This is a genomic window from Candidatus Tisiphia endosymbiont of Xenochironomus xenolabis (assembly GCF_964264705.1).
GTDB lineage: Bacteria > Pseudomonadota > Alphaproteobacteria > Rickettsiales > Rickettsiaceae > Tisiphia.
In genome coordinates this window covers 1294002-1305461 of the sequence record NZ_OZ183473.1, presented here as the reverse complement: position 1 = coordinate 1305461, position 11460 = coordinate 1294002, and the positions used below count along the sequence as shown (strand labels likewise).

At 32.8% G+C, this 11460-nt stretch carries 11 protein-coding genes, 2 tRNA genes and 3 pseudogenes; 8 read left to right on the top strand and 8 right to left on the bottom strand.

Features of this window, described 5'->3' with window-relative positions; genetic code table 11:
- The first annotated feature begins 114 nt into the window (after positions 1-114).
- Together ACFELY_RS06340 and ACFELY_RS06335 are read left to right on the top strand one after the other, a co-directional pair.
- Positions 115-321, top strand: coding sequence for a DNA adenine methylase (locus ACFELY_RS06340; protein WP_375333952.1), 207 nt, complete (start codon positions 115-117; stop codon positions 319-321).
- Between the two features lie 29 nt (positions 322-350).
- Positions 351-1073 carry an IS3 family transposase gene (locus tag ACFELY_RS06335; protein WP_375333951.1) on the top strand — a complete coding sequence of 241 codons (723 nt, stop codon included), beginning with the start codon at positions 351-353 and terminating at the stop codon, positions 1071-1073.
- 32 nt (positions 1074-1105) lie between these two features.
- Here ACFELY_RS06335 and ACFELY_RS06330 read toward each other — a convergent pair.
- A protein-coding gene (locus ACFELY_RS06330; RefSeq protein ID WP_375329714.1) for an IS5 family transposase occupies positions 1106-1869 on the bottom strand; the annotation gives its coding sequence in 2 pieces (ribosomal slippage) (positions 1106-1534 and positions 1537-1869; 762 coding nt in all).
- A gap of 194 nt (positions 1870-2063) precedes the next feature.
- Between ACFELY_RS06330 and ACFELY_RS06325 the strand changes: the two are divergent.
- Positions 2064-2696, top strand: a pseudogene (locus tag ACFELY_RS06325) (DNA adenine methylase); the annotation flags it as partial.
- Positions 2697-2750: 54 nt separating this feature from the next.
- Here the strand turns inward: ACFELY_RS06325 and ACFELY_RS06320 are convergent.
- The 4 genes and pseudogenes from ACFELY_RS06320 to ACFELY_RS06305 all read right to left on the bottom strand — a co-directional run.
- Positions 2751-3485, bottom strand: coding sequence for a site-specific integrase (locus ACFELY_RS06320; protein WP_375333950.1), 735 nt, complete (start codon positions 3483-3485; stop codon positions 2751-2753).
- Between the two features lie 10 nt (positions 3486-3495).
- Positions 3496-4767: a tyrosine-type recombinase/integrase gene (locus ACFELY_RS06315; RefSeq protein ID WP_375333949.1), complete on the bottom strand. Its 1272-nt coding sequence runs from the start codon at positions 4765-4767 to the stop codon at positions 3496-3498.
- A 514-nt stretch (positions 4768-5281) separates the two neighbouring features.
- Positions 5282-5358, bottom strand: a tRNA-Asp gene (locus ACFELY_RS06310).
- 135 nt (positions 5359-5493) lie between these two features.
- A pseudogene (locus ACFELY_RS06305) lies at positions 5494-5676 on the bottom strand (helix-turn-helix domain-containing protein); the annotation flags it as partial.
- 321 nt (positions 5677-5997) lie between these two features.
- Between ACFELY_RS06305 and ACFELY_RS06300 the strand changes: the two are divergent.
- From ACFELY_RS06300 to ACFELY_RS06285, 4 genes and pseudogenes are all read left to right on the top strand, one after another.
- Entirely contained in the window at positions 5998-6225 is a 228-nt protein-coding gene (locus ACFELY_RS06300) for a helix-turn-helix domain-containing protein (protein ID WP_375333948.1), read from the top strand.
- A 62-nt stretch (positions 6226-6287) separates the two neighbouring features.
- Positions 6288-7050 (top strand): annotated as a pseudogene (locus ACFELY_RS06295) (IS5 family transposase).
- Positions 7051-7098: 48 nt separating this feature from the next.
- Positions 7099-7380, top strand: coding sequence for a transposase (locus tag ACFELY_RS06290; protein ID WP_375333947.1), 282 nt, complete (start codon positions 7099-7101; stop codon positions 7378-7380).
- 77 nt (positions 7381-7457) lie between these two features.
- Positions 7458-8315 carry an IS3 family transposase gene (locus ACFELY_RS06285; protein WP_375333946.1) on the top strand — a complete coding sequence of 286 codons (858 nt, stop codon included), beginning with the start codon at positions 7458-7460 and terminating at the stop codon, positions 8313-8315.
- On the opposite strand, the gene ACFELY_RS06280 is transcribed toward ACFELY_RS06285, so the two are convergent.
- The gene (locus ACFELY_RS06280; protein ID WP_375333945.1) at positions 8262-8555 is read right to left on the bottom strand and encodes a transposase; all 294 of its coding nucleotides are present in this window, start codon (positions 8553-8555) and stop codon (positions 8262-8264) included. The two genes, ACFELY_RS06285 and ACFELY_RS06280, sit on opposite strands and share 54 nt — an antisense overlap.
- 101 nt (positions 8556-8656) lie before the next feature.
- Positions 8657-10189, bottom strand: coding sequence for an N-acetylmuramoyl-L-alanine amidase (locus ACFELY_RS06275; RefSeq protein WP_375333944.1), 1533 nt, complete (start codon positions 10187-10189; stop codon positions 8657-8659).
- Between the two features lie 229 nt (positions 10190-10418).
- Here ACFELY_RS06275 and ACFELY_RS06270 point away from each other — a divergent pair.
- Positions 10419-10508 (top strand) — tRNA-Ser (locus ACFELY_RS06270).
- 366 nt (positions 10509-10874) lie between these two features.
- Here ACFELY_RS06270 and ACFELY_RS06265 read toward each other — a convergent pair.
- Positions 10875-11261, bottom strand: coding sequence for a TfoX/Sxy family protein (locus tag ACFELY_RS06265; protein WP_375333943.1), 387 nt, complete (start codon positions 11259-11261; stop codon positions 10875-10877).
- Positions 11262-11460: the final 199 nt, after the last annotated feature.

Genomic DNA, 11460 nt, shown 5'->3' with positions numbered 1-11460 from the left:
GACTTTTAAAACGCCATTTTTACCAATATACCGATAATTCTTATAGAATTTCTGTGATATTTATGATACAATAAGTGAGATATTTATGTACTTGAATAATGAACACTTATCATCATGACTACTACTAAAAATAAGCCGTTACCATTTTTTAACTGGGTTGGTGGTAAAAGAAAACTCACCGATCAATTGATACAATATGTTCCTGTTACCTTTAATAATTATTATGAGCCTTTTCTTGGCGGTGGGGCATTATTCTTTAAAATAAAGGATAGGTATAATGGTTCCAATATTTTGGACAGAAAAATAAGAAAAATGAGATAGAATTCTTTAGCAAACAAGGAGAGCTAGAGATGAAAAAACAAGTAAGGCAATATAGTGCTGAGGAGAAAGCCAAAATTGTCATAGAAACAATTAAGGGAGAGCTAACAATAGCCCAGATAACCAGTAAGTATGGTGTTCATGCAACACAGATAAGTAACTGGAAAAAACAAGGTCTTGAGTTGTTAGTACAAGGTTTTAAGAATAAAACACAGAGTGCTGACCCAAATCAGCAGGGGTTAATCAAGAATCTATATGAGCAAATTGGTCAGTTAAGCGTTGAGTGTGACTGGCTCAAAAAAAATCTGCATTGTTTGGAATTAAAGGTTAGGTGTAATATGATAGAGCCTAATCATAATAAGTTAACAATTGTACAACAGTGTAAGTTATTGGATATTAGCAGGTCAACCTATTACTATCAACCTACTGGTATTAGTGAACAAGATATCAAGATTATGGCAATAATTGATGAGACCTATACTATGCATCCATATTATGGTATGCGGCGGATGGCTAAATATTTACAAGCCCAAGGTTTTTCGGTAGGTCGTAAAGCTGTTAGACGTTACTACAAGATAATGGGTCTTGAAGCTGTTTATCCTAAAATAAATTTAAGCAAGAGGAATCAGGCACATAAAATATATCCTTATTTACTAAAAGGATTAGAAATAGTATTGCCAAACCAGGTTTGGAGTGCAGATATAACGTTATATAAGACTGAGCCAAGGGTTCGTATATTTAGTAGCTATTATTGACTGGTATAGTCGTTATATTCTAGGGCGTGTCATCAATTAAGTAATATTACAGAAGAAGCCAAATAAATTGCTCCCAGAAAATTCTGAGCTAGTTTATCATAACGCGTAGCAATGCCTCGAGATTGTTTAAGTTTTGCAAAGAAATTTTCAATTAAATGACGATACTTATAAAGCTCTACATCATATTCTACAGGAAATTTACGATTCTTCTTGGATGGAATTACAGGAGTGCAATTCTTATCTTTTATCTTATTCCTCATTCTTGCCTTAGCATCATAAGCCTTATCTGCAATTACGGTATCCGCTTTTGTCAAAGTTTCCATTAAAGCATCAGAACCTTGTAAATCATGCGACTGACCAGGGGTTAAATAAAAAGCTGTCGGATTTCCTAAAGCATCAACAGTTGCATGAATTTTAGTTGATAAACCACCTTTACTACGACCTATTGCTTGGTCATCTACTATGACTTTTTTTTAGCTCCGGCACTATGTTGATGTGCTCTAACAATCGTTGAATCAATCATACTATATTCATTATCTGCATCTTGTGCAAGTAGTTCAAAAACCTTCTTCCATACATCTTTTTGGCTCCAACGTGTATGTCTTGTATGAATTACTCTAAAATCTCCAAATCTTTCTGGTAAGTCTCTCCACGGTATACCAGCACGATATCTATATAATACAGCTTCTACGAATAATCTATTATCTTTGGCACTTGCTCCTACGTCTCCTTCTTTTCCAGGTAAAATATCCTTTATCCTTTCCCATTGATCATCTCTTAAAGCATATCTGCGCATTGGTCACCTTCTTATTTTTTTACCAATATCTAATTTGCCTCATCCTAATATTTATGTCAACTTAATTGATGACACGCCCTAAGTTGGCGAATCTCCATTAGTTTGGAAAGTGAATTTTATGTATGTGAATTATATCTCTATTTATCTAAATTTTTGTCTAGACAAAGGGGACCACCTTAAGGTGTCAGAAATGTTTTCTATCTGATATTAACCTGGAGTTAATTACCAGCTACAATGCTGTAAAAAAGAATCCAACAGCAGTGAGCGATTTATTTGCCACCCATAAAGAACATCACTCGAGAAAATATTATTACCGCGTACAAAAACGTAATGACAGCAATGACCCAACTAGCATAACTGCTAGGTTTCTCTATTTAAATAAATATTCTTTCATGGGTATGTATCGAGTTAATAAGAGTGGTAAGCTTTGTTTGTCCTTTTCTTCTAAGAAATATGATAGTGCTAATATGGATAAGAAGCTACAACAATGTAGCAACTTTCTAGGTGATGCCTCAATTTACGTCAGCGATTTTTCATTTATCGAACCTAAGGAAAATGATTTTGTGTATTTTGACCCACCTTATTACCAAGCCGGGGAGAGATTTTACACTAGGTTACCCTTTGACCAGAATGAACAAATTAGGCTAAGAGATTTTGTTAAAGAACTAACTAGCAAAGGTGTAAAACTAATGATTTCTAATAGCAATACTGACTTTATCAGAGAAATATACCAAGATTTCACCATAAATACTATTGACGCCAAATATGCCCTAACCGGACAGAAGAAAATCACTAGAGAGCTTGTAATTACTAATTATGCGAGATAATCAGTAATTACACACTTTACATTGCCCTTGCGTTTTGCACATATTTAAGCTCTCTTATTTGTTGTTTGGTTCCTCTATCTTTCGTTGTCGTGCTTCATTTTCCCTTTGTTGCGTTTCAATATTATCAGCAATTTTTGTTTGAGAAGTTACTGTATCTTCTGGCAACATTAGGTTTTGTATAGCTTTTTCCATAAACTCTTTAACTTCAGCCTGATCACTCTCTGTAGAATCATATATTTTTGTTGATCTTATATCTTTAAGACCTAAAGCCTGCATTATTCCCTCTTTATTTGCTCCAGCTTTACGTATTAAACTACCGTATGTTCTCCTTAAATCATGAATTCTTAAATTATCAATACCAGCCAATTGACAAATTCTCTTCCACGCTCTTTTAGGCTCTTGTAAATGAGTACTGCTATCATTTCCAGGAAATACCCATATTGATTCAGTATGATTGTCCTTTTGCCTTCTTTCCAATATGGTTATGGCATCTTTCACTAAATAAACTTTTGTTGCCTGGTCACGTAGATACCATTCCCTATTTTCAAAATTAATATCCTGCCATCTCATAGATAAAACCTCACCTTTCCTAGCTCTAGTGAATAACAGCATTAAGAAAAAATCTGCCATTTTCCTATTGGGTTCGGCATTAATCACCTCAAAAAACTTTGACATTGCTTCTTTAGTACCGATAAATCTTCTCCTGATTTCTTTTTTATGTACTTCAATATTTCGTGTTGGATTCTTTTCTATAGCTTTGTTAGTAAAATGAAATAAAGGGTTTGTCATATGGTGTTACCTACTTAATTATGTTGTTGGTGTCAGTAGTGTTTTTGTCAAAAATATTATTGGCTTTATTCATAAATTCTCTAACAGGATCAATAGTTAATCGTGCATAAATTAACGTTGACTTAGGGCTTTTATGGTTGAGAGCTTTACCAATTACATACTGACTTGCTCCAGCAATAGCCATCCAACTTCCCATAGTTCTACGAAGATCATGTAACTTAAAATCTTTAAGACCAGCTTTTTCCCTAATCCTGTTCCACGCTCTTTTTGGGTCTTCTAGGTGTCCACTTTTACTATCATGATCACTTGGAAATACCCAAGGACATTGGGGATCACGTTGCTCATTTCTTGCCTTTAAGATTTCCATTGCTTTTTTTGATAAAGGTAGTAAATGAGATTCACCATTTTTAGTCTCAATACCAGGTATGTCCCATGTTTCATCAGTTAAATTGATATTATCCCAACACATTGCCAAAACATTACTTCTCCTAGCTGCACTATACAAATGCATAAGAATAACATCTTGTATTATTTGAGGTTCTTCTTTTAAAGCCTCAAGAAAACGTTCTTTCTCTTCAGGAAGTAAATACCTATCCCTTGACTTTTCCGGATGTTTTTTAATAGCAGTTATCGGATTGTTTGCTAATATCTTACATTCAAAGGCTCTATTAAATATTCCTTTGAATCTCTGAACACATTTATTAGCCATAATTTTCTTGCCATCTTTGGTAAGGTCATTAAAAATCTTTTGTACATCATCTCTATTTATGGTAGATAGTTTTTTGGTATAGAGATGATGTGCTTGCCTATCAATATCAGCAACAACGTTCTTCCAACGCTTTATTTGGTGTTTGGCGTAATCTTCAATATATTTATTATCAAAAAATTCTTTAAAGGTCATTTCCTGTTGTTCTTGTTTTTCCTCTTGTAACTCTTGAATTTTGGACAAAGTAGGATTTATCCCTTTGACAAGCTGATTTTTTAACTCTGCCGCTTTTGTTCTTGCTTCCGCAACAGAAATATCATCAGGCAAAGGATGTAGTTTATTAGGAAAAGAGCCTAGTCTAATTTTATAAGCTGTACCATTAATTGTTTTGCTTAGAAAAAAACTCTTAGTTCCTAAATATGATACATTCAGGACTAGCCCCTTTTCTTTGGTATCAACATAAACATGTTGAACAATTTTAGGGCAGATAATTTTGCCATTACCATCTTTTTCTGCTTTAGGTGGAATAATTTTTTCTATAAATTCTTTAGTAAAGTTCAGTGAATTAGTTGCCATAGATACCCCTTAAATTATATTTATTAGGTAATAAAACTAACCTAGCTTAGTCTAATTATCTTAAAGTTAGTTAAATAATTAATTAATTTTATACTAATCATAATTAAATTATTACCGCTGATAGAAATGCTTTGCAAGAATTAATTTATAATAATGAGAATTAAAATAAGGAAGTATTTAAAAGTGGTATTTTGACAACTTGAATTATATTTTTAGTAATTAAACTAGGTTAGGCAATTATTTTAAAATGGCAAAAAATCAACTTTAGATTGACTCAGTGTATTATTGACGATAGAAATAATTAACTATTATTTGCTAAATATTTCAATAAATAAAGTACTAAAAAATACTAATTTTGTATGTGCATGATATGTGTTTTTTTGTCAAAATAACCTACAAAATTATTGTAAATTGACAGATAATGCAATTTCTTATACTATTAAAGTTTAATCTAATTAATCGGAGGGAACACTATGAGTATCAGGCTTTTAACAAAAATATTGCTAATGAGTCTTGGCGGGAGTGACGGGACTCGAACCCGCGACCTTCTGCGTGACAGGCAGACGCTCTAACCAACTGAGCTACACCCCCTTTATTAATATCTATGGCATATAGACAGCAATATATATAAAGTCAACTCTTCTGTCAAGAACTCATCAGGCATTGCCTAAAAACAGTTGACAAGATATCTGAAGGTTTTTAAAAATAATAATTAGTACAAACAATTTAACCTCTTAAAACTTGTTTTACAATTTCAGGTTCCTTTTGAATAATCTTAAGAAGTACCTTTGCTGCACCAGTTGGTGATCTATGCCCTTGTTCTCAATTACGTAGTGTTGCAATGCTAACTCCAAATGCTGTAGCAAATTGTTTCTGAGTTAGTTTGAGGTGATATCTTGCCTCATGTATACTACTCATAAATGAAGGGTTGCAAAGATAGGAGAGATATTATAGAGTATATGAGATTATGAGCAAGAATGTATTGACAGAAGACCAAAGAGAAAAGTTGAAGGAACGTTATAAGACAGAATGAGACGGAAGGATACGTGATCGTATTAAGACAGTTTTGATGTATGACGATGGGTATAATAATGTAGAGATTGCTAAGGTACTACTCCTGAGCCACGAAGCGATAAGAAAACATATTGTTGATTATCAAAAAGCCAATAAGCTTAATACCACAATGGAGGTAGCACAAGCAAATTAAATGATGTTGAGCAGGCAGAATTAGTGAATCACCTAGAAGCAAATAATTATGTTTATGCTAAAGATATCATGCATCACATTGAGAACAAATATGGTGTGACATATACGATAACGGGAGTAACAAAATTACTATACAAACTGGGGTTTGTTTACAAGAAGCCGAAAGTAGTACCAGCTAAGCTGGATTTTGACAAGCAAGAATTATTTAAGTTAAATTACAGTTTACTAGGGTATGTCGTCACGAGATTGTGATTGCATAATTTTATGTGATTTGTTATTATAATTGTAGTAATAAAAATAGGCGATAAGAAGCAATGAGTTTAGCACATAGAAGACATGATATAAGCGATGAGCTTTGGAATAAGATAGAAAGTAATTTACCTGGTCAGAAAGGTTGTTGGGGAGGTATTGCAAGAGACAATAGAACTTTTATAAATGCAGTGATGTGGATATTTAGAACGGGAGCTCCATGGAGAGATTTGCCTCCTGATTATGGCAATTGGAAGAATGTACACAGAAGATTCTGTAGATGGCGTGATAATGGGATATGGGAGAATTTGCTAAATATTTTTATAAATGCTCCTGATTTTGAATGGTTAATGATAGATTCTACATTTGTAAAAATTCACAAAGCAGGACTTGGAGCGAAAGGCGGGAATCAAACGGTTAGTCGCACAAAAGGGGGCTCAATACAAAGGTACATATGGCCGTGGATGCGTATGGTATGCCGGTCAGAATTATTGTTACAGAAGGTTCCAGAAATGATTGTACTCAAGCTTGTGAGTTAATCCAGAATATGGAGGCACAACATCTTATGGCTGATAAAGCTTACGATACAAACGCCATAATAGAATCGGCTGTGAATGCAAACATAATTCCGTAATACCATCAAAAAGAAACATGAAGATTCAAAGAGAGATAGATAAATATCTATATAAGCTAAGGCACATTATTGAAAATACATTTCAAAAATTTAAAGAATGGCGTGGTATAGCAACAAGATATGCTAAAAATACAAAATCATACATGGCGGGTCTTTGTTTAAGGGCTTTACTAATGTGGGCTCAAATCTCGTGACGACATACCCTAAAAGGGAATCTCAGAGATAAGGAAGCCATATATTTTATGGACGGTGTTCATCCTCAGTATCAAGCAAAGGCAAGGTGCGGTTGGATAAGAAAGAACCAAGATAAGACCTTACCAACATTCAGTGGCTGGAGAAGAAAGCACATGATTGGTGCTATTAACCTAGTTAATTTACAGTTAGTAAGCACAGAGAGTCCCAAAATAAATGGGGAGCAGATAGTTGATTTCCTACAGAGATTGGAAGAGGAGAATAGTGACAAGGAAAAAATATATTTAATCTGTGATAATGCTAGTTACCACAAATCCAAGAAAGTGAAATAGTATAATGGTTCCAATATTTTGGACAGAAAAATAAGAAAAATGAGATAGAATTCTTTAGCAAACAAGGAGAGCTAGAGATGAAAAAACAAGTAAGGCAATATAGTGCTGAGGAGAAAGCCAAAATTGTCATAGAAGCAATTAAGGGAGAGCTAACAATAGCCCAGATAACCAGTAAGTATGGTGTTCATGCAACACAGATAAGTAACTGGAAAAAACAAGGTCTTGAGTTGTTAGTACAAGGTTTTAAGAATAAAACACAGAGTGCTGACCCAAATCAGCAGGGGTTAATCAAGAATCTATATGAGCAAATTGGTCAGTTAAGCGTTGAGTGTGACTGGCTCAAAAAAAATCTGCATTGTTTGGAATTAAAGGTTAGGTGTAATATGATAGAGCCTAATCATAATAAGTTAACAATTGTACAACAGTGTAAGTTATTGGATATTAGCAGGTCAACCTATTACTATCAACCTACTGGTATTAGTGAACAAGATATCAAGATTATGGCAATAATTGATGAGACCTATACTATGCATCCATATTATGGTATGCGGCGGATGGCTAAATATTTACAAGCCCAAGGTTTTTCGGTAGGTCGTAAAGCTGTTAGACGTTACTACAAGATAATGGGTCTTGAAGCTGTTTATCCTAAAATAAATTTAAGCAAGAGGAATCAGGCACATAAAATATATCCTTATTTACTAAAAGGATTAGAAATAGCATTGCCAAACCAGGTTTGGAGTACAGATATAACGTATATAAGACTGAGCCAAGGGTTCGTATATTTAGTAGCTATTATTGACTGGTATAGTCGTTATATTCTAAGTTGGCGAATCTCCATTAGTTTGGAAAGTGAATTTTATGTATGTGAATTATATCTCTATTTATCTAAATTTTTGTCTAGACAAAGGGGACCACCTTACACACTCAACGCTTAACTGACCAATTTGCTCATATAGATTCTTGATTAACCCCTGCTGATTTGGGTCAGCACTCTGTGTTTTATTCTTAAAACCTTGTACTAACAACTCAAGACCTTGTTTTTTCCAGTTACTTATCTGTGTTGCATGAACACCATACCTACTGGTTATCTGGGCTATTGTTAGCTCTCCCTTAATTGCTTCTATGACAATTTTGCCTTTCTCCTCAGCACTATATTGCCTTACTTGTTTTTTCATCTCTAGCTCTCCTTGTTTGCTAAAGAATTCTATCTCATTTTTCTTATTTTTCTGTCCAAAATATTGGAACCATTATATCAATACCAATATCGGGTATAATATTAGTTCATCTCATTAACTTGTAATTTAGATTTCTCTAAGTATTTTAATATTTCTTCATGTAACTTAGTCCATTTGATTTGTTTTTTCATAAAAGGCATAAATTCTTTCTTCCATACTTTTATGTATTGCTGAGAATATTCTTGTTCGAATTTTTGGAATTCAGAAGAAATATTTTCTTTAAACATAGCTATTAAATTTGAAACCTCAGTAATTTTATGAGCTTCTAAAGATTCCAAAGATAAAATGTCTTGTTGTAAAATATCTATTTTATTTAATATATTGCTCTTAAATGTACCATATAGCAAGCTCATGTCATACCTTAAATCGGAATTATAATATATTTCCATTTTATATATTAGACTATTGAACGCTTTGCGTGATACCTCTTGTTCATAATTTGTAAGGGATGTTAATAAATATTTATAGTCTTTTTCATTTAAATCATGTGGTTTAACAAGCATATGAATTTTGGAGTATAAATTGTTAAATTCACTATAAATACTATCTCGATACTTATCTATAAGCTTAGGAAATACATCTTGTTGTTCAAGTTTTAAAGGTAAATCCTTCCTAATTTCTATTGGGAGATTATGTATCGAAAACTGATATACTACCCACATAAAACTCTCATCAAATTCATTTGAATAATTGATACGATCATCAGGCAAAACTATCTTACCCTCTTTATCATTCCAAGGTCGTATCTTATAAAAAAATCTATTCAGTCTTTCTTTTAATTTTAGAATATCTGTGTTTTTATCTCCCATTTTATATAATACTTTATCCATTAAACGTTTAGCCTCGTTGGATTCTATTCTATTATTTATATGAAGACCTATATTATTTCTTTCCAATAACTCCCAATCAAATAATCTATGCGGATCAACTTTACGTAGCACATAACTGTCAAATGCTTTACTGTACAATATTGTTCCTATTTCAGAATGACTAAATATCATATCTTTTCTTATTTTAAAACGTTTCATAAGATATAGGAGCAATTCTTTTACAGATTCCATTTGCTGTTGTGAAAACAATTCACGCCCAGTATTCACTATTTCTATGCCGATAGAATAATTATTTAAAGCAGTTAATTCTTCAAATCGTTCACCCATTTTAATTTTAGCATAACTAATACCAGCATGGTATGCTCGCTTTTCTAAAGGAACCGTTAACGTAATACTGCCATCCTTATCTACAATAAAATGAGCAGACAGACCTATTTTGTTTAGCAATTCTTTTGTATCTTTTAATGTTGATATACCAGTATGGTGAACTATAACCATTGATACTTTTTTACCTTCTCTGTCACCATAATTTGCAACTGGCACAGGGGCTAGGAAAAGTAAGTTTTTCTTTTGCAATACAGGAAGTTCTCTTTGTAAATGAGCAAAATCATTTTGAAAGCTTACAATATCAGGATGTGACTTAGATAAAGCACCAACTTTTTTATGGGAACACCCAACATTTAACAATGCAACTATTATAACAAGATAGTATCTTGAAAAAATCTTAAAAGCTTTATTGGTCATACAAATATAAAATCACTAAATAAAATATATTAAAAAATTAAGTACTTATCTTTCATTTTAGATTATTCAATGGTAAATTCAAGGGATTAATTAGTATCACCGTAATTCAGGGCGATTTAAAAGTTACACTATAACTTTTAAACTACTATGGTTGCATCTAATATAAAATAATTATAGAAATGCAAACAATTTAATGCTATAAGTAAGCGGTGCTATGGTCATATGATTTGGAGAGGTGGCCGAGAGGCTGAAGGCGACGGTTTGCTAAACCGTTATACGGGTAACCGTATCGAGGGTTCGAATCCCTCTCTCTCCGCCATTCGGCACAATTTGCTACTTTTTGCATTTCTGTGAATGGAAAAGCCAGAACGTAATGCAGCTTACAGCCCTCGAGTGTTAGGTTCGAAAACATAAAATTTAATAATTCCCTTTTTTCAACAATTGTCGAACCTTTAAAAGTTTCGTGAGGATAAGAAGCTAGAGTTATTAGCATTGTAGCTGTATCAGTAAATTTATCGTCTGCTTCATATAATACGAATAAGCATCAGCACTCTTATGATGAATATTTAAGAAATAATCATACTTATAATGATAGAATATACTTTTAAATAGACTATTTTTATTAAGGATACCGTCAGAGTCAGGCTGACATACTGAATTATCTTCATCTACAATCAGAGTTTCTTCAGTAACAAGAGGTAAAGGTACGTTTATTTTCTGGTGATTTGGTATAAGGTAACTTTTTATTATTAGAGTTAATAGATGCATAAAATGCCATAGAGACTAAATTCGCTAACTTTTCTTCTTGTTCTAAAATCTCAGGTAACACTTTCCAATATGATATAGTTATCAACTTATTTGAACTATTATATGTAAATGGTTCAGAAACAAAAGATTTTAAATACTCAACTACTTTGTTATCTATTTTAAAGTACAACTCATTTCTTGCAACTATTCCTATTATTACTCCATCTTTATATATACCATAACTACCAAACATTGCACGAGTAGTGATTTGACCAAAAGGGGCTAGTATATCTTTAATATATTCAATAAATTCATTACTTTTCATAATTAACCTATCGGTTGTTCTGTACGAGAAATTACCACAAGATATTATACGAACTTTACTACACTGCAATCGATTATCCCTTATTTTATATAGCTAAGTCGAATAAGTTCTGATATTGTTGTTATAAGTTTAGATTGCTTCATCGCTACTAAACTATCTCCACTAATAGACAAAGGAGTTATCTAGAATCTTAACGAGT